Here is a 21,434-nt window from a genome sequence, read left to right as displayed (position 1 = left end):
CCGTACCACTTAGTGGAAGCAAGCTACGCGCAGCGTCTCGTAGAGAAGGGTTAGGAGTGAGGAGTTTTCAATAATTCATAACTCATAACTCATAACTCAATTAAAGGACACTCGCAGGGAGTGGGGGATTTGCAAGTTCTTCTTTCTCAAAAACTCGGTCAATCAGCCCGTATTCTTTCGCTTGGTAGGGTGTCAGATATAACAGCCGATCCATATCTTTAATAATTTTTTCTGGCGGCTGTCCGGTGGTGCGATGCAAGATATCAACTAATGCCCCTTTATTTACCAAAACTTCCCTAGCGCGAATTTGAATATCTGTTGCTTGACCTTGGGCGTAGCTTTTGGGCTGATGCAAGATAATCGAGGAGTGAGGTAGACTAGCGCGGCAACCTTTTGTACCAGCACTGAGGAGCATCGCTGCCATACCCATCGCGGAACCGACGCAGATGGTGTGGATAGGAGGTTTGATATATTTCATGGTGTCAAAGATGGCGAAGGCTTCGGTTTCAAAGCCAATGGGTTCGCCACTGTAACCGGAAGTGCCGGTGGAGTTGATATAGATTTTAATTGGCTTTTCGGGGTCGTCGGACTGTAAAAACAACAACTCGGCCACGATTAATTCGGTGACAGCAGGCACCAGTGGCATCCCAATATAGACAATTCGCTCCTTCAACAAGAGGGAAGGTAAATCTGGCGGCGGTGTCCGGTAGAAGTTATCGCCGTAATAAGGGGCTTGAACAGCCTTAATTGGGGAAGTGTCCATAACAACTGATCGCCTGAAACTATGCCGTTAACTCTAATACATCCTAGCGCGATGCTAGCCTGACTCAAGGTGCGGATTTCTCCCTAATGCTTAAGGCGGCTTCGCATCTGCCAATGCTTCGCTTCTAAGATATTCTGATTATATTAGTCTCTTTATGTTGGATAGGTTTTCCGTAGAGCTAAAGTAGTGCTTTGAAGTTATTTATAAAAATGTATATCTGTAATAAGGACTTTGAGTTATGAAGGTTAGTTTGCAGCCTGCCTTGAATGATGGTAATTTGGACGCGAATCCACTGAACAGTCAACGTCAGTTGGGAATTTCGATTTCTGCGATCGCAGAGGCTCTAGACCGGAATGTACCCCTGAATTTATGCTTAATTCTCGATCATAGTGGTTCGATGAATGGGCGATCGCTAGAAACGGTCAAAAAAGCAGCGATTCGTCTGGTAGATAGACTTAATCCTAGCGATCGCCTCAGTATTGTAGTTTTCGATCACCGTGCCAAGGTCTTAGTACCTAGTCAAGTAATCGAAAATCCAGAGAAAATCAAACAGCTAATTAATCACTTATCTGCCGATGGTGGGACTGCGATTGATGAAGGACTACGCTTGGGCATTGAAGAGTTGGCAAAGGGCAAAAAAGATACTGTTTCCCAAGCCTTTCTATTAACTGATGGGGAAAATAAACACGGTGATAACAATCGCTGTTTGAAATTCGCCCAATTAGCGGCTAGCTATAATTTGACTTTGAACACTTTGGGATTTGGTGACAATTGGAACCAAGATGTTTTAGAAAAAATTGCCGATGCTGGTTTGGGTACTTTATCTTACATTCAAAAACCCGATCAGGTAGTGGAGGAGTTTAGTCGCCTGTTCAGCCGCATTCAAACAGTGGGATTGACTAATGCTTATCTGTTATTCTCCCTGATGCCGAATGTCCGGTTAGCCGAACTCAAACCTATTGCCCAAGTTTCCCCAGACACAATCGAGTTACCACTGCAACAAGAAGCTGATGGACGTTTCTCTGTGCGGTTGGGAGATTTAATGAAAGATGCAGAACGGATGATTTTAGCTAATATTTATTTGGGACAATTGCCAACAGGTGAACAAGCGATCGCTAATGTGCAAGTCCGTTACGATGATCCAGCCGCTAAGCAGGTAGGTTTATTTACACCAAATATCCCAGTTTATGCCCATGTAGTCAAAAATTACCAAGCAGACCCCAATCCCCAAGTGCAACACTCAATTTTAGCATTAGCTAAGTATCGTCAAACTCAGTTAGCCGAGACGAAATTGCAACAGGGCGATCGCACTGGTGCAGCGACGATGTTACAAACAGCTGCTAAAACTGCCCTGCAAATGGGAGATCAAGGGGCGGCGACGGTGTTACAAAATTCTGCCACCAGTTTGCAAGCTGGACAAGATTTATCCGAAAGCGATCGCAAGAAAACCAGGATGGTTTCCAAAACAGTTTTGCAAGATACCCCTCCGCAATGAAAGTTAAATTGCTATCGGCGTTAAATGATTCTAATGTTGATGTGGCTCAAACAAGTAGCCAACGTCAATTAGGAATGACGATTTTTGCCTTGGCTGGTGAGTTTGACCAAAATCTGCCGCTTAATCTCTGCTTGATTTTGGATAAAAGTGGTTCCATGCATGGACAACCAATTAAAACGGTGATTCAGGCAGTGGAAGGATTAATCGATCGGTTAAAAGTAGGCGATCGCATCTCAGTTGTCGCTTTTTCCGGTTCTGCGTCAGTCATTATTCCCAACCAAGTGATCGAAGACCCCGAAAGCATCAAATCTGAAATTAGAAGCAAACTCAGTGCTAGCGGCGGTACAGTCATAGCTGAGGGTTTGGAATTGGGAATTACAGAACTGATGAAGGGTACAAGAGGCGCTGTTTCTCAGGCGTTTCTGCTGACAGATGGACATGGTGATAGCGGTTTGCGAATTTGGAAGTGGGATATTGGGCGAGATGACAACAAGCGCTGCCTTCAACTGGCGCAAAAGGCTGCCAAGCTGAACCTAACTATCAACACTTTCGGATTTGGCAATAGCTGGAATCAGGATTTGCTGGAAAAAATTGCTGATGTCGGTGGTGGGACTTTAGCCCATATTGAACGTCCTGAACAAGCTGTGGAGCAATTTAGCCGCTTGTTTGGGCGGATTCAGTCTATTGGGCTAACTAATGCTTACTTGCTGTTATCTCTACTGCCTAATGTCCGACTAGCAGAATTGAAACCCATTGCCCAAGTTGCCCCAGACACAATTGAGTTACCAATAGAACCAGAAATTGATGGTAGCTTTGCTGTACGTTTGGGAGATTTGATGCAGGATGTAGAACGGGTAGTTTTGGCTAACATTTATTTGGGACAGTTGCCAGAAGGTAAACAAGCGATCGCGCATCTGCAAATCCGTTATGATGATCCGTTGGTTAACGAACAAGGTTTACTTTCGCCTCTGGTGCCGGTTTATGCAGATGTAGTGCGGGCGTATCAACCAGCGTTGAATTCCCAGGTACAACAGTCTATTTTAGCATTAGCGAAGTATCGCCAAACTCAGTTAGCTGAGGCGAAATTGCAACAAGGCGATCGCACTGGCGCAGCTACAATGTTGCAAACAGCTGCTAAAACCGCTTTACAAATCGGAGATAAAGGTGCAGCGACAGTGTTGCAAACTTCCGCCACTCGCCTGCAAGCTGGAGAAGAACTTTCCGAAGCAGACCTGAAGAAAACTAGGATTGTATCAAAAACCGTTTTACAAGAATAGTAAAAATTCAGCGTTGCTGATTAACGGTATGAAAGTTTCGTGCCAAGCCGCAAAGCGAGAAAAAATATTTTATTCCTCAATTGAGCAACAAAGTAGTCGCATATTCCTAACTTATTGATTAACAACCACCGAAGAGTTTGACTTATGCTGATTCAAAAGATTGTCCAAGAATTGCAAGATATCCCTGAAGACAAACTAGCAGAAATTTATGACCTAATTCACTACTTTCGACTAGGTTTAAGTCAAGAACGTACACAACCTCGCACCCCTGGTTTATTGCAAGGACAGATCGGCGATGCTTTCTTTGAAGCACTGCCAGAAGATGAACTCCAGCAATGGGAATGAGCTACCTCATCGACACCCATATCCTGCTGTGGTGGCTCTTTGACGACCCAAAACTCCACACTGATTGCCGAGACATCATTCGCAACCCAGATCATCGTATTATTGTGAGTAGTGCTTCTGCTTGGGAAATCGCTACCAAATATCGCATGGGTAAACTACCCGAAGCCAAACAACTTGTTGAGCAATATTCACAGATATTGCATCAGGCTAAATTTATCGAACTTGCGATCGCCACAGCCCATGCCCTCAGAGCAGGAAGCCTACAGATTGCCCACCGAGATCCCTTTGATCGCATGATCATGGCTCAGGCTGAACTCGAAAGTTTACCTGTCATTACCTACGACAAAGCCTTCCAGACTGGACTAATTCGGGTAATTCCCGAACTCAAATAAAGCAAAGTATCGCCAAACCCAGTTAGCCGAGGCGAAATTACAACAAGGCGATCGGACTGGTGCAGCCACGATGCTACAAACAGCAGCCAAAACCGCTTTACAAATCGGAGATAAAGGTGCAGCGACAGTGTTGCAAACTTCCGCCACTCGCTTGCAAGCTGGAGAAGAACTTTCCGAAGCAGACCTGAAGAAAACTAGGATTGTATCAAAGACTGTTTTACAGGAATAGTAAAAATCCAACGTTGCTGATTAACGGGGCTTTTCATAAACTAATGCTGCTTGGTAGTGCCTGCGATCGAAATTAGGGGAGATTAAACCAATGCTGCCTAACAATTTTGCTTGCTCCTGGGGACACTCTCACTAGAGCCAGCCCGAACAGTTTGGCAGATGAAAATATCCCCAAGTCTTTTTAAAACCTCTTGCCTTTGGTCTAGCTCCTCTATCGGGCTACTAAGCAGCTAGACTAACTGTCTCATTAATTTGATTTAATCGCTCAAGCCACAGATCCTTATAAAACTCCATCTCCTGTAGAGTGAAAAGGAATTCATTACAGGAACCGTCGCCGATTAAATAAATCAAAGCAGCTTGTTCAAGATGATATAGTGCTTCAAGTGGAATGTAATAAGCAGCCAATTGAAGAATTTTATCTTGAATCCAATTCAGAGAAAGCTTAGGTTTTAGAGATATTTTCAAATCACTAAGAGTCAAGCTATCTCGATACAAAGTTACCTGATCAAATTTTCCAAAGTATTGATACTTGAAGCTCACAATATACTGTTCTGAATAAAGACAAGCACCGAAATTTGGTAGTAATTTATTCAGAGCATCAATGTAATTTTTATAAGAGTTGCTAACTGCTTTTACTTTACCATCTGTAAAGTAAGAGTGAAGATACGAATGAACAGCATTTCCGGCCTCGATTGCTTCATCCCGAATACGTTTGGACTCTCTCATGCCGACTCTATCTTCCCATTTGCGAAGAGCCTCTATAGTTCTATCATCTTGTGTTCGTTTAAGAATATTACTAACACTATAGAAGACATTATGCTTACTCACGGTTGAACCTCGAGGAACATAACAAGGCTCATCAGAAAATTTTTCTCTGATTAAAATAGGTAAATGTTTTTCGCTACTATTTAGAGGGTGAAGTGTACCATCGCGGCTACGACCGTATAATGCTGCTTCTGGTAGCAATTGTTTTTCAGTCATAAATCATTACACCCATTATCTACATGAATCTCATTCGCTTTCCTGATCTGTTGTGCTTGTGATTCTAAGCCCTTCAATGACTGCCTCAAATGTACTAGTTTAGCAGGATCAGTTTCTAGCTGAATTGCTTGGCGGCAATCATGCATTTTTTTATGTTGTGAATTAGGGAGCTTTAGCTCACCATCTTTAACAATGACTCCTGTTATTTCACGGGGCTTATTACCTACATAATGCTTTTCTTTGTTCCTGCTATCACACAGTCCACAACGATAAAACTCGTTCTTAATTTGCCAAATCAATTCACCTGTTACAGATGAACCTGAAATCGTAACATCGTCCATGTACACAGTTAGAGTACATCCTGCGCCCTCTACCAGTTCATTTATTGCCTCCCACATATCTATATGAGCAAAGTATGAAACTACAGGACTCGATGGACTTCCAGTCGGCAGATGTTTTTTAAATGTAGAGAGTCTTGTTAAGATACCAGCAACATCTGAAGAGCATCGCATCTGCTTGTAGAAGAACGAGTAAACGCGCCATGATTGTGAAGAGGGAAAGTATTGTTTTATATCAAGACTTCTTACTACAGGAGCATTTATATGCGCTCTAGCATTACTTATATAAGAACGTCCCTTTCCTGGAGCGTGTATGTAATTCGGCATTTTGACTCGCTTCAAAATCTCGTCAATTCGCTTTTGAACTCGCTTTAATGGGGGTCTTGGCTCTTCAACACGAAAGGTTTTTCCTTTTTTCGGATTGAATTTATCTTTCTCTATGTATAGCTCTTCTGAGTGGGCAAGCACTTCGAGCTCTCTTTGAGTTATATACAGTAGCTTTGCAAGTCTTTTTTTTGATTCCAACCAGTAAAAAGGTGACTGGTCTATTGTGTACTGTTTGCATCTACTCCTCTGCATAAGAATGACCAGACTTTTCAGCAATAAGATTGAGGATTGCAAGAATTTTAGAGGATACGAATGTTCTCAACTTTTCCGTTCTTACATCTTTATTTAAGCTTTCTGAGAAGAACATAATCGAGGATACAGGTATATCGAAAAACTCTGAATAACGATTGAGTAAGTCCAGCGTGGGAACCTTTTTACCGGATTCGATTTCCGAAAGATAAGACTTGGATATTCCTAGCTTTTCCGCCAATTCTTTTTGCGCTAAATCATGGAATACCCTTATCAACCTTAAAGCTTTATTGAGCATATTTGACCTTCTTACTGAGAAGGATGGAAAGGGATTTGTATAGAAGAGTTAGCAGCTTAGTCTTGCAACAACTCGACCAGCCACTTCACAATATGGAAAATGACTGGGCCAGCTTGAAATAACAGACGGAGCGTTTGAGGTTTGCAGAGCCATTTCAGGTACTGCTGATACTTACGCTTTTTTGACTGCTCCTGCCGTTTGTCGGGGTCTTGGTTGTTCATAAGGAACTCCTTAACTGGTGGTTTGGTTGCACTCATTCACTTATTGCAAATGAGTGTTGCCTCAAACAAACTGGAGAACGGCAGTTTAAACTCTCCCTATACACAAACGCAGCAGGTTGCCTTGGCTGCGCCTTTGTGCTTGGTGATACAGTAGTTATTTAGTAGTTCTGCGTAGTAGAAATTGTTCAAGATTTCACTCGCTTTGAGCTTTCAGTAGAGTCACTGAATAACTAAATAGTTTTACTATAAATAAGTTACTTAAAAGCACACTAGAAGGTGGTTTCCCATCTTCCTCAGACCACAAAAGCGATCCAGTGAGTGGCAAATATCATCCTTTACCCGACTAAAACTAATATAGCATAACTTTTTGAACTATATTCGCTGTGAGCAAACTTTTTTTTGCGAAATTAACTTATATAACTTGAAACAACTGTGCATCAACGCTTCTGCCACTAAAATAGAAAAATCATTCAATCAGCGAAGCACTTATGGGTAATGAAGTTGAACTACTTGAACACTGGCGAGAACTCACACCCCAAAAGCAACAAAAAGTTTTGGAGTTTGTTGAACTACTTAAATCTGAGCCAGAAACAACACCCCCCGAATCTGATTTTGTGCCACAAACACCCTTAGCCAAAAAATTATGGTCAATCCGACAACGAGCGATCGCTCATCTGCAAATCCGTTATGATGATCCATTGGTTAATGAACAAGGTTTACTTTCGCCCCTTGTGCCAGTGTATGCAGATGTGGTGCGGGCATATCAACCAGCATCTAATCCGCAGGTACAGCAGTCTATTTTAGCATTAGCCAAGTATCGCCAAACCCAATTAGCCGAGGCGAAATTGCAACAAGGCGATCGCACTGGGGCAGCTACAATGTTGCAAACAGCTGCTAAAACCGCTTTACAAATCGGAGATAAAGGTGCAGCGACAGTGTTGCAAACTTCTGCGACTCGCCTGCAAGCTGGAGAAGAACTTTCGGAAGCAGACCTCAAGAAAACTAGAATTGTATCAAAAACCGTCTTACAGCAATAATTAAATTAATGGAAAAGATTGCTCAAGTAATTTCCGGCTGGACAATTGTGTAAATATAGAGGTAAAAATGACAATTAAAGAACAGATTACCCAAGAACTAGAAAAATTACCTGAACCGCTATTACAGGAAATTTTAGACTTTGTTCAGTTGTTACAAACCAAACATCAAAAAATCGGCATATCTGCAAATAACCAACCAGAGCAACCACTTCTAGCAGAGCATACTTTAACAGGTTCCACTGCCGAAGATTTATTAGAGTTTGTGGGAAGTTGGTCAGGTTCGGACATTAAAGAATGTCTGCAACTGGTTCATTCTAGTCGTATGCCACTAGAATTTTAATCATGTATCTACTTGATACTAATCACTGTTCCTTCTTGATGGAAGGTGTACCAAGTGTCGCCAATCACTTGCGATCGCTTGGTCAAGTACAACTAGCAACTAGTGTCATTGTTGCAGGGGAGCTACGCTTTATGGCACAAAATTCAGAGCAAAAAGCCGCTAATTTAATCAAAATAAATGCGTTTTTGCGACGAATTAACCTATATGGAATCGATAAAGAAACAACAGAAATTTACGGTGATTTTAAATCAGAAATTATTAAGCAATTTGGCCCGAAAGAAAAAAGTAAACGTAGAACAACTAAATTAGCTACCATTGGCATTAGTGAAAATGATCTCTGGATAGCTGCGACAGGTTTACGTCACTCGTTCATTGTCGTTTCATGTGATAGTGACTTTGAGCGAATGCAACAAGTACGAGAATTTCTTTGGGAAAGTTGGGTTTAAATAAAACTGGCTTAATGATACTAATTCATAACGGTTAGGTAGTTCAATGATGCGATCGCTATCACTTCTATCTGTTAGCCTACAACACAGGTGTTTGATGAATTCAGAGCCATAAAATCCTCAAACGTATTAATATGCATCTCATGCTGTCATTTGTCAAGTTAACTCTAGTTTAAGAGGATATTTAAAAAGTATTGGGTAAATAGAATAGAGCCTCCGGCACGCTGACGCGAACGCTACTACACAAACAAAATCCACCTCCAATACGCTTGGGTTAAGGTTATTTGATGAAAATAATAGATCCAAAAAACGCGATAAATTGCCGTCAGGACGAAGGACTGATTATTGTAAAGACGGCGATTTATCGCGTCTCTTGCCTTAACCGAACCGAATAGTATTGAGTCCACCTCTACCCCCTTCTTTCCAGTTAAGAGTTAAGAGTTCCCTGCCTACGCAAGTAATTTCAGGAATCAAATCCGATTGCCATATCAAACAAGCCTGTTAAGCTACCCCTTCACGAACTTGCTAACTTGTTAATTAAAGTAAAATAAGAAGTCTTTGACTATTAGGAGCAGCCATGTACGTGCTAATTGGTGGAGCAGGCTTAGTGGGGCTTACCTTGGCTCAAAAATTGGTAGAACTAGGGCATACGGTTGCCGTCATTGATATTGACCCTACCGCTTGCCGATATGCCCGTGAACAAGTTGGAGCAATAGCTTTTGAAGGCAGTGCTGTCAGTACAGATGTATTATTAGAAGCTGGGATTCGTAAAGCCAACGCTCTAGCAGCTGTCCTCAGGAGTGATGCCCTTAACTTAGCAATAGTAACTCTCGCTAAACACTACGGTGTTTCCCATACTCTGAGTCGGATGCGCCACCCCGATTTTGCCGAGCCACTTCGTCTAGCTGGAGCCAACCATATCATCAGTACTGTTGAGCTAGCGGTTTCAACGATGGTGAATGCCATTGAGTATCCACAGGTAGAATCAATGATGCATTTTGAGCAGGGACAGATTGAGGTGCTAAAACTTTCTATTCCCAACAGTTGCTATGTAGCCAATCGTAGCGTTGCCGAAATTGCCCAAGATTCTCGGTTTCCCACTGGTTCTCTGATTATCGGCTATCAACCTCACCCTCACGAGGATTTAATGATTCCTAATGGCAGTACAGTATTAAAACCGGGTTCGACTCTACTGATTGTCACAAAACGAGGGTCTTTACATCAAGTTATTGATTTTATTGAAGGTTGTAAATAGTTTTGATGAAGCTGTATCCACATATTTATTTAGTAATTGCAGTTATTCTGCTTACGTCTTGTCAACCAACTCAAATTTCACCAAAGTCACAACTAGTTACTAGTCAGACAACCCCACCTAACAAGATAGTGACTTTAGATAATAACTTAAAGATAGCAATGGGTCAAACCATTTATGTACCTGTCTATTCTCATATTTATCATTACAATCGACAGCAGATTTTTAATTTAGCGGTTACGCTTAGTATTCGGAATACAGATTTGGTCAATCCGATCATTATTAGTTCTGTGCGCTACTATGACTCGGCTGGAAAATTAGTTAAGCAGTATTTAGAGCGTCCTATTCAACTTGATGCGCTAGCTTCCACAGATTTTTTTATTGATACAAATGACAGCAGTGGTGGCTTAGGCGCAAACTTTATTGTAGAGTGGGTATCTCAAACAGAAATAGCTGAACCAATAGTAGAGACAGTGATGATTGGTACTGACTTTCAGCAAGGAATTTCTTTTACCAGTCGTGGTAAGGTGATTAAAAGTCAAAACAATTACAAGCGTTCATTGCCGAAACAAGGGTCTTGAACAGCTATTAATCATCATCAAGTCGCAGCAACTGTTCATCAATGATTTGTATCCGCCCTCGCGCAATATCTTCCGAGAGAATTCGTTTACGCATTGCTTCGTTGAGCGCTCCTTTTTCGGCTAACAGCAAACGACGGCGAATAGGATCAAGTTTAATGCGCTCACCACTTTTAGCTTCAAACTCATCAGGACGGCGATTATAAAATTCTCGTAGCGCCTTTTCTGCCCCTGCTATTCGCACCTGATAAGTTGAGCGCATTTCTTCATAGATAGCTCTTGGTAATACTCCTGACTTCAACAAGCTATCTAATTCATCTTGTGCTGCTTTACCTGTCATCAGTTGAGCTTGCAATCCTTCAACCTGCTGCTGAATCTCTGAAAATTGAGATAATTTTAAACGTTTTACCAACCAAGGCAAGCTTAAACCTTGTCCCACTAATGACACCAGCACACTGCCGAAGACTAAAGTAATGAGGAATTCTCGCCCTGGCAATGTGGCGGGTAAACTCAAAGCCAAAGCCATCGAGAGTGAACCCTTGATGTTACCTAAAAAAAGTAAATGTTGCCAGCGTAGCGGAATTGGGCGGTCAAACCAACGAACCACTGCCAGCAGTGGATAGACCGTAAGAATTCGCCCTACTTGATAAGCTAAAACTGCAAGAAGAATAGCAGGTAAAGTCCTCCAGAGCGTCACTGGGTTTATTTCTGCACCAATCAGCAGAAAAATAAAGGTGTTGACAGTAAAACTGGCATATTCCCAGAAACTCAACAAGCTGATGCGACTAGAAGCAGAAGTATTGCGAGACAGCCCAAGATTCCCAAAAATTAATCCAGCTACAACTACAGCTACAGCGCCTGATACATTTAGAAATTGCCCTACCTGAAAAGTTGCTAATGCAACCGCGACCGTCAGTAAGAGACTGCTAAGGGGATCATCTAAACGGGCGAATACAGGTATGCTCAAGTAACCCAAGACTAACCCCACAAGGCAGCCTCCGAGAGCTATCAATAGCAGTTGTTCAATTCCATCTAGTAACGTCAGCGAACCTGTCGAATATACTTGCAAAATCAGGTTGAATGCAACTAGGGCAGCGCCATCGTTGAATAGGGTTTCTCCTTCAACGATGGTAGAAAGCCGCGAGGGCACTGGTATTTCCTTAAATAGGGCAATTATTGAAACTGTATCAGTATTTGCCAACATTACTCCTACAAATAAAGCAGGTATCCAAGTCAGCCCCAGCAAAAATTTCAACAGAACGGCAATAATACCACTGGAAAGTACAGCTCCAGGGCCAGCCAAGAGAGCAATTGGTTTAAACGTGCTGCGTAGGCGGCTGACATCTGTATTGATGCCAGCTTCAAAGAGTAGAATTGGCAAGAAAAGATTCAAAACCAGGGATGGGTCTAAACCAATGCGACGAGACAATAACTCAGTGATTGGCAGACCAGCCAACACTAAACCCGTGACATAAGGGACGCGTAACCGACGGGATATCAGGGCTACACCAGTGGCAACGAGTAGGAGAATAATTGAAATCTTGATTAATTCGGTAACATTCACTTAAGATACTGAAAATTTATTTTAGTTTGATTAATAAATGTTGCCCAAAAGGTAATACAAATGTCAAACTTCTGTAACGCCTCTATAGAAATACTTAGTTTCATCACACCAGAAGGAAAGAGGTTTGTACCTTTCCTCCTCCCGCAAGAACTGCCCTCTGCCTCCTGCTTTTCTTCTAATCAATAGACCTCTTGCATAAATCAAAAACAAGAACCCCACCCCGCCAAAGCTACGCTTTGTCTCCCCTCCCGAAGAGCGGGGCTACAGTGTAGATACAAGTTTTTCTGAACATAATTTCCGGTTAAGTCTTATAGCCCCTGAGATACCTCACCCTGGTTTTACTACGTAAAACCTGTCCCTCTCCTTATTAAGGAGAGGGATTAAAGATAGGACAGAGTGAGGTTTTAGAGGAGTTTTGGGTAATCGGGTAACTAGCTGGGGATGGGGTGTTAGGGACTTTTGCAAGAGGTCTAATGTTTGCATTTTTAAGATTAGCACTTTGAAGATTAGCGTTTCTCAGATCAGCATACTTACGCACTGAAGTGAATAAGGGCTGCGCGGATGGCAATAAACCACACCGCAAGCGTGGCAAATAGGTAGAGGTAGAACCGAAGCATGATCAGATTGAATGTGCAATGGACAACGCTATGTAATGCGCGAAACACAACGAAGACCCATGCAGCATTCACATACACTGAATCCACCTGATTTGTGATAAAAAGATATAGTACAAGCGCATAGAAAAGTAGCGGAATCTCGAACAGATTCTTTAGGTTATCTGATGGATTGGATACGTTTGGTGGCGAGAGTTGCGCTAGTGTGCCAGGTACAGCAAGGTCTTTCGGGCTGATCTTTCTACTTGTGATGAAACTGATACGACAGATGTACATATACACCCAGACAATAAGTGTTAGAAACACTGTCGCAAAGAAGGGGCTGAAGATTGCATCTTGCGTCATTTCCACCTCTCAAACTTGATCATTAGTGATGAATCTTGCTCTACATAAGTCAGCGCCGGCTGCTCTAGCTGCCTCAAGATTAGCACTATATAATAATGCGATCGCTCAAGTAGGACGATGCAAAAATTAAGGCTTGCTGAATATCTTCATCTTCTAATTCAGGAAACTCCTGGCGCAGTTCTTCTCGATTAGGGTAGGTAGCTAATAACTCAATCACTCGACGAACGGTAAGCCGAAGATTACGAATAGAGGCCTGTCCATTCATGCGATTGGGATTGCTGGTAATGCGATCTAATTTCATGGAAGTAACCCTAGCTCCTTACAAAAATCGTAATCGACCACGAGGCGATCGCAGATGAAAACACAATGCTTCTCTTTAGATAAAGCAGTTACAGAGATAAATACCAGAGATTCTAGTAGATTGGATAAAGGTAAATAACCGGATCTCAGCAATGGGGATTAAGCAGCATTTATTACTTGGTCAGAAGAATCAGCGTTAGCGCTCAGAGGATGTCAAAGAATTATGCCTTTGATATTCAATCCGCATTTGCTTAACGTCAATTTGCTCAGATTCTAAAAACTCAAGTTTTTCTACTTGCTGTAATCCCAAACTTTCAACCTGTTTGAGTTCCGAGTCTGATAATGGCCAAGGTGGCCCAGAAGGTTCAACTTCTGTGTCCCGAACACGAGTAATTAGCAAAAGTGTGCCACCAGGAGCAACGACAAAGGCAACTGAAGAAATAACTGAAGAACGCACATTCAACGGCAGAGATTGAATATTACGACATTCAAAAACAAAGTCAAACCCAAGATGCCATTGTGGGGGAATTGCTAACAAATCTGCAACTACATAGTTGACAGTCGAATTGGGAAATCGCTGCTTACACCAAGCAATAGCCGTGGGGGAAATATCAAAAGCAGTTACCTCAAATCCCAGATGAGCTAAAGCTTGTGCATCATCCCCCAAGCCACAACCAATAACTAGCGCCTTTTGTCCAGAAGTGAACGGTTGATGATTCGTCAACCAATCTTGTAGATAAGAGTGAGGAGCTAACTTTGCCCAAGGAATTTGTGTTGTATCACCTTGAGCTTCGGCATATAAAACTTCAAACCATGCCGATGGTTCTGATTTTTGTAAAGCTTCGGTAGCTAACTGTTTAACATGAAGCTGTATATTTTCTCTTTGTTGTTCAAACATAAAAACTGACATTACTAACAATTGTGGGAAAGTTCGGAATACCCTAAGTATTATAGATATTGCGCTATAGCTAGGCTGGGAGCGAGAGCAATTATACATTCTTAAGATTTATTCTTACTCTTAGCAAAATTAGACCGCTTATGTTGATCAGAAACGATTCTACTCCAAGCAAAATTTTATAGCAAGGCACAGTAAATAAGGCTTCTGCCACTAAAATAGAAAAATCATTCACGAGCGTTGTACTTATGGGTAATGAAGTTGAACTACTTGAACACTGGCGAGAACTCACACCCGAAAAGCAACAAAAAGTTTTGGAGTTTGTTGAACTACTTAAATCGGAGTCAGAAACAACACCCCTTGAATCTGATTTTCTGCCACAAACACCCTTAGGCAAAAAATTATGGTCAATCCGACAACGAGCGATCGCTGCTGGATTGCAACTTCTCAGCGAAGACGAAATTGAACTTGAACTTGCTGTACGTCGAGGTGGATTCCGTGAGTCATAACGGAAATCCAGATTGTTTCAATATAAAGCGATCGCTCACAACCAAAAGCCCCACCACAGCAAGCATTTAGAAAATAAATGCGTGAATTACTTAAATAAACAAGCAAACAAGTAAATTTAGTAAGTCAAATGCCATTTGACTTGCGGAAAACACCGAAAACGCACAGCGTCTCGTAGAGAAGTGCATCCTCAAACGCATTAATAATCATATTATCTATAATTTGTCAAGGTTAACTTTTATTTAAAGGTGAGCGATCGCACCGTTATGCGTTTCAAGTTGATGATATTAAACAAACTGTTTTGTATTTAAAATCAAAACGGTTAGGTCTTGTAAACAAGTTTTCAAATGATTCATTACCTAATTTACTGCAAAGTTCTTACTTTAAATATTTAAATTAAATTGCGTATTTGCCTATCCAAGTACACAACTTCAAGGTAACTGAAAATAAAGTCCTATTTTTTAGTAAATAAAGTACTTAATAAAACTTAATAATATAAAATTTACCCTTACCACAAAATAACCAAATCTTATTCAGAACTTAACCATTAACTATAAATATCTGTATTAAATGGTTATCTTTATTAGAGAAACATCGCATGGTAACTAACAAAAACTCAAGGTATCTACTAAGTCTTTTGCTACTAAGTACCTTGGGTGTAAATATACAATCAGTTAGCGCTCGGACTACCAGCCCCGTTGGTAACTTACAGGGTGGAGCGGCTTTGCTACCCACGGGTCAAACTATTACACCCGCAGCTGCACCAGGCTCAACCTTTGCACCTTTAGCAACTGGTTTGCGTACAGATGATAATGCTGATGCTGCTGAAGCTGTAAGCACAGCCCTTAGCCCCAATGGAAAAACTCTACTGGTGCTTACCAGTGGTTATAACCAAAACTTCAAGAATGAAAATACAGGTAGTAATATCACTTACCCTGTATTAGACCCGCTAACTGGCAAGCCAAGTGGTACAACAACCCCCAAAGCAGAATGGGTTTTTGTCTATGATGTCAGTAAGGGAAAGTTGGTTAAAAGACAACAGATTAACATTCCCAATACCTATAATGGTTTAGCTTGGGCTAAAGATGGCTCGCGCTTTTATGTATCGGGTGGTATTGACGATCGCATCTATGTTTATGCTTCTAATGGGACTCAGTACGTAGCCCAAGCACCCTTCATTCTTTTAGGACATAATACCAACACTACTGCACCCTTCCCCAATTATGACGGTGGTTTGTTGAAGAACACACCAGCTAAAGCTGTAGCAACAGGAGCAGTTGTAGCGGGTTTAGCAGTTAGTAAAAACGGCAAGACCTTAGTAGCTGCTAACTTTGAAAATGACTCAATATCAATTGTCGATACTACTAACCGTCAAGTAACTAAAGAAATTAAGTTCTTTAAGGCAGGCGATAAAATAGCAACTGGAGAATTTCCTTTTGATATAGTCATTAAAAGTGCAGAAAACGGTCAAGCAGATAAAGTCTTCGTCAGCAGTCAGCGCGATAACGAAGTCCTTGCTGTTAGTATTGCTACAGGAAAAATTACCCGTATACCTGTAGAGAGCCAACCAAATAAAATATTGCTCTCACCTGACCAAAATAAACTCTACGTAGCTAACGGTAATAATGACTCAATTTCTGTCATTGACACCAATAGCAATCGTGTAGTGCAGACAATTTCTCTATCTCGGCCTGGTGAGAAGTATAAAGGTGCAAATCCTAACTCCCTAGCTCTGAATTCAGATGGGCAAACACTTTATGTAACCTTGGGTGGTGAGAACGCTGTAGCTGTTGTAGACTTGCGTTCTGGTCAAGTGGCTGGACGTATTCCTACAGGTTGGTATCCAAATTCTGTAAGTGTTAGTGCAGATGGTCAAAAACTCTACGTTGTGAATGCCAAAAGTAATTCTGGCCCCAACCCCTCAAACCGTCTGACGACAGCAGCCGGACAAGCGCGTAACATCAATTTTAAAAATGATTACACCTGGGCATTAGAAAAAGCAGGGATTTCAATTATTCCTGTACCAAAAGGCGGAACTTTGGCTAAACTTGCAGCTCAGGTGGACAAGAATAACGGCTTCTACAATCGCCGTCCCGACCGAATGATGGGGTTTCTGCAAAATAAAATTAAACACGTTATCTACATAGTTAAAGAAAACCGTACCTATGACCAAGTACTCGGTGACTTGCCTATTGGTAATGGTGATCCAAGACTAACCTTATTCGGGCAACCCATTGCACCCAATCATCACCAGCTATCCCTTGGCTTTGCAACTTTTGATAACTTTTACGACAGTGGCGAATCGAGTGGAGTGGGTTGGAACTGGTCTACCTATGGTCGTACTACAGATTACACCGAAAAAACTCAATCAGTTCTTTATGGTAACGCCGGCTTTAACGGCTTAACCTACGATTACGAAGGTACAAATCGGAATATAAGTCTCGCACTGCCACAAACTTCCTCGAAGAAGTCGCCAATAAATACGCGCATAACGGGAATTTTAGATCCTTCTGGCCAGTCTTCCATATTGCCTGGAGATAGAGATGTTGATGCTCCCGAAGGTGATGGTAATCTCCAGCCAGATGCTATTGGTGGTTATCTTTGGGATACGGCGTTACGTGCTGGCAAAACTGTACGTAATTACGGTTTCTTCGTTGATAATGCAGTTCCTTACACTACTAGTCAAACTGATCCTACTAAAGCCGATCCGAAAAACCCGACTTATATCCCTATCTCACCAACTCCCTACGCTGACAAGATTCCTCAAGCTCCCGTTACTAAAACTGTATTGTTGGATAAGACTGATCTTTACTTCCGGTCATTCGATCAGAATAATGCCGATATTTATTTGTACAACGAGTGGGAAAGGGATCTTAAGCAAAATGGACTACCCAATTTAATGCTTGTGCGTTTATCTCATGATCATTTTGGTTCCTTTGGTACTGCTTTAGCCGGACTTAACACTCCTGAACTGCAAATTGCAGATAACGACTATGCCATAGGCAAGTTGGTAGAGAAAATTTCTCATCTGCCGGAATGGAAGGAAACAGCAATTTTCATCATTGAAGATGACTCCCAAAACGGCCCCGATCACGTCGATTCCCACCGTTCTTTAGCCTATGTTATTTCGCCCTACACAAAACGGGGTGCGCTCGTTAGCACTAACTACAACACCATTAGTGTATTGCGGACAATGGAGGATTTGTTAAACATTGGCTACTTGGCAATTACTGATGCTAATGCTGAACCAATGTCAGATGCCTTCACCAGAGAACCAAACTTTCAGCCTTACACAGCTATTGTGCCAGGTAACTTGTGTAGTAAGCCTGTAGATCCAAAACTAGTACCAGCTTGCCAAGACAAAAATGTTGAGAAGACGGCAGCTATGCCCATTCTTCAGGATAAAAAGTGGTGGGCTAATATAACTAAGGACTTCAATTTTGCAGGTGAAGATAAGCTTGATCCAGAAGAATTCAACGAAATTCTCTGGGCAGGAATTAAGGGTGATAATATTCCTTACCCTGAAGAACGTAACCGTAAGGACTTACGGGAAAACCGCGCTCAACTGCTAAAGGGTTGGCAATTAAGTGAAAACAGTCGCTCTCCTGAAGCGAAAAAATAGCAGACAAAAAGCGACGAAGTTAGTCGGAAGGCAAGAGGTTTAATAGACCTCTTGCATAAATCAAAAATAAGAAAGAACCCCAACGCTTTGTCTCCCCTAAGAGCTTGCGGGGAGGGGTTGGGGGTGGGATGTTAGGGACTTTTGCAAGAGGTTTAATGTCTTCCGACATAAGATAATAGACGAATTTGCTTTTGATTGCGTGGGTTGTGATTGATATTAATTGGTGTGAGGATTACAGAAAAATGATCAGAATGTTTTGGAAGTGGCTGCCGATTTCTCCATTGGCGTTGGGGCTATTCTCGGTAATCACTGCCACAACTCAGGCGATCGCAGCCCCAATTGTAGCTGAAAGTTTTCAGAAGCAAGATGCTGAGGTGAAGCTGACAAACTCTAAAAATGAACCATCAGAAAATAATCAGTTATCTCCAAAGAAGACTAATACTTCAATACAGCTAGAGTCTGAGTCAACAGCACAGGTAACATCTGTTTCTCAACTATCGGATGTACAGCCTACAGATTGGGCATTCGGTGCATTGCGATCTTTAGTTGAGCGTTATGGGTGTATCGCAGGTTATCCGAATGCAACTTATCAGGGTAATCGGGCTTTAAGTCGTTACGAATTTGCGGCTGGAATTAATGCCTGCTTAGAACGGCTAAATCAACTAATTGCAACGGCAACAACTGACATAGTTAAGAAAGAAGATTTAACAACACTGCAAAAATTACAAGCACAATTCGCTGCTGAATTGGCTACTTTGCAGGGTCGATTAGATGTTTTGGAACCTCACCTTGAAACTGTGGAAAAACAGCAGTTCTCAACCACGACAAAACTTAATGGTGAGGCTATTTTTGCTATATCAGGGTTTGCTGCTGGGCAAGATGCCAATAATGCCGACATTCCCACAAATACGACTTTTGGCGATCGCATTCGCCTCAACTTTGACACCAGTTTCACTGGCCAAGATTTACTCAGAGTTCGACTACAAGCCCTGAACCTCAATTACTTCTCCGGTGAGGATGGTACTGAAACTAGATTGCCAGAAGGGACTCTAGCTTTTAATAGTGAGATTGGGGATGAAGATCCTGCAAATAATCAAGTTGAAGTTGAGACGCTGTTTTACAGATTTCCTCTAGGCAAAAAAACTGACGTTACCTTATTTGCCAACGAAGGAGAAGTTGAAGACTTCGTTGATACGATCAACCCTTTCTTGGATGGAGATGAAGGAGCAAGTGGTGCTTTATCCAAGTTTGGTAGCCGCAATTCAGTTTACTACTTTGTGCCTGCTGGAGCGGGGGTTGGGCTGAGACATCGCCTCTCTGAACAGTTGGAATTGAGTTTGGGATATTTGTCTAATACGGCATCCAATCCCAACAACGGTTTGTTCAATGGTTCTTATGGTGCGATCGCTCAATTGACATTTCAGCCAAGCGATCGCCTCAGCATCGGTTTAACCTACGTCAATGCCTACAATAACCTGGGTGAAGACTTGGCACTCCCAGGTACGGGTAGCCAAAAAGCTAACTTGGGCTTAGTTACCGATTCGCCGACTTTCACCAACGCTTATGGCTTAGAAGCATCCTATCAAGTAAATTCCCGCTTTTTCATTAATGCTTGGGCTGGCTATGCCAAAAGCCGTGTTTTGGGCGTAGGAGACGCGGATATTTGGAACTATGCGGTTGCTCTGGCTTTCCCGGATTTGGGTAAAAAAGGCAATCTGGCGGGAATTGTTGTGGGGATGGAGCCAAAAGTTACCAGTGCGAATGGGGCGATCGCTAATGTATTTACGGAGATAGTCGCGCCGCAAAACCGCAACTCTGCCCAAGACCGCAATACCTCTTTACATATTGAAGCTTTTTACAGCTACGCACTTTCAGAAATATTACCATCACCCCTGGTTTAATTTGGCTGACTGCTCCCAACCACGATGAGCGTAACAGCGACGCTGTACTTGGAGTTATTAGAAGCACTTTTACCTTCTAAATTCTGCTGTGGTTTTAGTCAAGATAATTGAAGGGTTTGTTATGCACAAAATCGGATTGAATTCTATCTTTTTCAGATATAGTCTGACCTCTGTCATCTTATTAACAACATTTTCTGCTGGGTTAATTCGCCCAATCAAAACCCTAGCGGAATGTACCCCTAGTACTAGCACCTGTAATAGCAAAACTGATAACTCACCTTGTGATTCCAGAAATCCATACAACCTAGTTGCAGACACAACAAGAGTCCGTAGAATTCAGATTACTTGGAATGTATGTCAAAAAAATGATTTCTATCAAGTGAGTTCGGGCGATGATAAAGATGATATGACGCAAATCAATGACCCAACAGCACGTAGTTGGACTTATGTTGGAGCCAGGGATCTTGTCAAGTACACCTTTAAAGTCCGTGGGTGCAATGCTCCTACTACTAAAGATACTGCTCAAGAACCAAATTGCACCCCTTGGACACAATTAGTTGTGACAACACCTGATTGGTAATCTTTTGGTTTAGTTACAAAATTTGTAGATGTATTCCATCATTATTTCAATAATTTGTCCTAGCGATCGCTTGGAAAAATCTATCTTGAGGAAAATAGAAATGAAGTTGTTTACAAAATTATTACTTACTGCTACTACTCTTACTCTAGGTTTTACTATCTTAAATGGTAGCTCTGCATCTGCTGCAATTATTAACTATGCTTTCACTGTTGATAGCCCGATCACTAAGGGAAAGGGTTTGTTTAGCTTTGATGACTCAACTTTCAGTAATAATGCTATTCCGGTAGCACTAGTTAAATCGCTAAGTTTTCAATTCGACAATGATTCTAATCTTTACACCGAAAAGGATGATACTGAATATCCAAACTATCCCCTCGTGTTTCCAACTTTATCCTTAATAAATCAAACACCTATTGGATTACAATACAGCTTCTACGACAAAGCTAACCCTTCTATCTATTACGAAATTAATGGATATAATACAGATAATGATCACAAATTTGCCATCTCTTCTCCAGATAAGCAAATCGTTTTTGGTA

General features: G+C 41.8%; 22 protein-coding genes and 3 pseudogenes. 15 read left to right on the top strand and 10 right to left on the bottom strand.

Annotation, left to right across the window (positions count from 1 at the left end):
* Positions 1 to 100: 100 nt before the first annotated feature.
* Entirely contained in the window at positions 101 to 763 is a 663-nt protein-coding gene (locus V7K15_RS07815) for an ATP-dependent Clp protease proteolytic subunit (protein ID WP_292798361.1), read from the bottom strand.
* Positions 764 to 1,001: 238 nt separating this feature from the next.
* Between V7K15_RS07815 and V7K15_RS07810 the strand changes: the two genes are divergently transcribed.
* The 5 genes and pseudogenes from V7K15_RS07810 to V7K15_RS07790 all read left to right on the top strand — a co-directional run.
* A complete protein-coding gene (locus V7K15_RS07810; protein ID WP_334904547.1) occupies positions 1,002 to 2,258 on the top strand; it encodes a vWA domain-containing protein in 1,257 nt (418 codons plus the stop codon).
* Entirely contained in the window at positions 2,255 to 3,535 is a 1,281-nt protein-coding gene (locus V7K15_RS07805; RefSeq protein WP_334904545.1) for a vWA domain-containing protein, read from the top strand. The genes V7K15_RS07810 and V7K15_RS07805 overlap by 4 nt, the downstream gene beginning before the upstream one ends.
* A 144-nt stretch (positions 3,536 to 3,679) precedes the next feature.
* Positions 3,680 to 3,880 carry a hypothetical protein gene (locus V7K15_RS07800; RefSeq protein WP_334904543.1) on the top strand — a complete coding sequence of 67 codons (201 nt, stop codon included), beginning with the start codon at positions 3,680 to 3,682 and terminating at the stop codon, positions 3,878 to 3,880.
* Positions 3,877 to 4,272: a type II toxin-antitoxin system VapC family toxin gene (locus tag V7K15_RS07795; RefSeq protein ID WP_334904541.1), complete on the top strand. Its 396-nt coding sequence runs from the start codon at positions 3,877 to 3,879 to the stop codon at positions 4,270 to 4,272. The genes V7K15_RS07800 and V7K15_RS07795 overlap by 4 nt, the downstream gene beginning before the upstream one ends.
* A gap of 1 nt (position 4,273) precedes the next feature.
* A pseudogene (locus tag V7K15_RS07790) lies at positions 4,274 to 4,501 on the top strand (hypothetical protein); the annotation flags it as partial.
* Between the two features lie 221 nt (positions 4,502 to 4,722).
* Here V7K15_RS07790 and V7K15_RS07785 read toward each other — a convergent pair.
* From V7K15_RS07785 to V7K15_RS07770, 4 genes are all read right to left on the bottom strand, one after another.
* Positions 4,723 to 5,481: a hypothetical protein gene (locus tag V7K15_RS07785; RefSeq protein WP_334904540.1), complete on the bottom strand. Its 759-nt coding sequence runs from the start codon at positions 5,479 to 5,481 to the stop codon at positions 4,723 to 4,725.
* Entirely contained in the window at positions 5,478 to 6,287 is an 810-nt protein-coding gene (locus V7K15_RS07780; protein ID WP_334904538.1) for a reverse transcriptase family protein, read from the bottom strand. The genes V7K15_RS07785 and V7K15_RS07780 overlap by 4 nt, the downstream gene beginning before the upstream one ends.
* Positions 6,288 to 6,384: 97 nt before the next feature.
* Positions 6,385 to 6,693: a helix-turn-helix transcriptional regulator gene (locus V7K15_RS07775; RefSeq protein ID WP_334904536.1), complete on the bottom strand. Its 309-nt coding sequence runs from the start codon at positions 6,691 to 6,693 to the stop codon at positions 6,385 to 6,387.
* A gap of 56 nt (positions 6,694 to 6,749) precedes the next feature.
* On the bottom strand, positions 6,750 to 6,914 hold the full coding sequence (locus V7K15_RS07770) for a hypothetical protein (RefSeq protein WP_323202614.1): 165 nt from the start codon (positions 6,912 to 6,914) through the stop codon (positions 6,750 to 6,752).
* A gap of 656 nt (positions 6,915 to 7,570) precedes the next feature.
* Between V7K15_RS07770 and V7K15_RS07765 the strand changes: the two are divergent.
* The 5 genes and pseudogenes from V7K15_RS07765 to V7K15_RS07745 all read left to right on the top strand — a co-directional run.
* Positions 7,571 to 7,951: pseudogene (locus tag V7K15_RS07765) on the top strand (hypothetical protein); the annotation flags it as partial.
* 67 nt (positions 7,952 to 8,018) lie between these two features.
* Entirely contained in the window at positions 8,019 to 8,291 is a 273-nt protein-coding gene (locus V7K15_RS07760; protein WP_334904531.1) for a DUF2281 domain-containing protein, read from the top strand.
* A 2-nt stretch (positions 8,292 to 8,293) separates the two neighbouring features.
* On the top strand, positions 8,294 to 8,737 hold the full coding sequence (locus V7K15_RS07755; RefSeq protein ID WP_334904529.1) for a type II toxin-antitoxin system VapC family toxin: 444 nt from the start codon (positions 8,294 to 8,296) through the stop codon (positions 8,735 to 8,737).
* Positions 8,738 to 9,314: 577 nt separating this feature from the next.
* The gene (locus tag V7K15_RS07750) at positions 9,315 to 9,992 is read left to right on the top strand and encodes a potassium channel family protein (RefSeq protein WP_334904527.1); all 678 of its coding nucleotides are present in this window, start codon (positions 9,315 to 9,317) and stop codon (positions 9,990 to 9,992) included.
* A gap of 5 nt (positions 9,993 to 9,997) precedes the next feature.
* Positions 9,998 to 10,570, top strand: coding sequence for a DUF3124 domain-containing protein (locus V7K15_RS07745; RefSeq protein WP_334904525.1), 573 nt, complete (start codon positions 9,998 to 10,000; stop codon positions 10,568 to 10,570).
* Between the two features lie 7 nt (positions 10,571 to 10,577).
* Here the strand turns inward: V7K15_RS07745 and V7K15_RS07740 are convergent, their stop codons facing one another.
* From V7K15_RS07740 to V7K15_RS07725, 5 genes are all read right to left on the bottom strand, one after another.
* Positions 10,578 to 12,131, bottom strand: coding sequence for a cation:proton antiporter (locus V7K15_RS07740; protein ID WP_334904523.1), 1,554 nt, complete (start codon positions 12,129 to 12,131; stop codon positions 10,578 to 10,580).
* 367 nt (positions 12,132 to 12,498) lie between these two features.
* A complete protein-coding gene (locus V7K15_RS29930; RefSeq protein WP_442949655.1) occupies positions 12,499 to 12,669 on the bottom strand; it encodes a pentapeptide repeat-containing protein in 171 nt (56 codons plus the stop codon).
* The gene (locus V7K15_RS07735) at positions 12,662 to 13,090 is read right to left on the bottom strand and encodes an MAPEG family protein (protein ID WP_334904522.1); all 429 of its coding nucleotides are present in this window, start codon (positions 13,088 to 13,090) and stop codon (positions 12,662 to 12,664) included. The genes V7K15_RS29930 and V7K15_RS07735 overlap by 8 nt, the downstream gene beginning before the upstream one ends.
* A gap of 85 nt (positions 13,091 to 13,175) precedes the next feature.
* A complete protein-coding gene (locus V7K15_RS07730; RefSeq protein WP_334904520.1) occupies positions 13,176 to 13,391 on the bottom strand; it encodes a DUF433 domain-containing protein in 216 nt (71 codons plus the stop codon).
* A gap of 195 nt (positions 13,392 to 13,586) precedes the next feature.
* Entirely contained in the window at positions 13,587 to 14,288 is a 702-nt protein-coding gene (locus V7K15_RS07725) for a class I SAM-dependent methyltransferase (protein WP_334904518.1), read from the bottom strand.
* 245 nt (positions 14,289 to 14,533) lie between these two features.
* On the opposite strand from V7K15_RS07725, the gene V7K15_RS07720 reads away from it, so the two are divergent.
* From V7K15_RS07720 to V7K15_RS07695, 5 genes and pseudogenes are all read left to right on the top strand, one after another.
* On the top strand, positions 14,534 to 14,794 hold the full coding sequence (locus tag V7K15_RS07720; RefSeq protein ID WP_334904516.1) for a hypothetical protein: 261 nt from the start codon (positions 14,534 to 14,536) through the stop codon (positions 14,792 to 14,794).
* Between the two features lie 596 nt (positions 14,795 to 15,390).
* The gene (locus V7K15_RS07715; RefSeq protein WP_334904514.1) at positions 15,391 to 18,414 is read left to right on the top strand and encodes a bifunctional YncE family protein/alkaline phosphatase family protein; all 3,024 of its coding nucleotides are present in this window, start codon (positions 15,391 to 15,393) and stop codon (positions 18,412 to 18,414) included.
* A gap of 242 nt (positions 18,415 to 18,656) precedes the next feature.
* Positions 18,657 to 20,395 (top strand): annotated as a pseudogene (locus V7K15_RS07710) (iron uptake porin).
* Between the two features lie 41 nt (positions 20,396 to 20,436).
* Positions 20,437 to 20,895 (top strand): hypothetical protein, encoded by a 459-nt coding sequence (locus V7K15_RS07700; RefSeq protein ID WP_334904510.1) that lies wholly within the window; start codon positions 20,437 to 20,439, stop codon positions 20,893 to 20,895.
* A gap of 28 nt (positions 20,896 to 20,923) precedes the next feature.
* Positions 20,924 to 21,434, top strand: a 511-nt coding sequence (locus V7K15_RS07695; protein ID WP_334904508.1) for a PEP-CTERM sorting domain-containing protein, incomplete at its 3' end; no start/stop codon positions are given.

The sequence above is a fragment of the Nostoc sp. genome, from assembly GCF_036919815.1.
Lineage (GTDB): Bacteria > Cyanobacteriota > Cyanobacteriia > Cyanobacteriales > Nostocaceae > Nostoc.
Note: the sequence above shows the minus strand (reverse complement) of the source record. Positions and strands in the feature narration are given on the sequence as shown.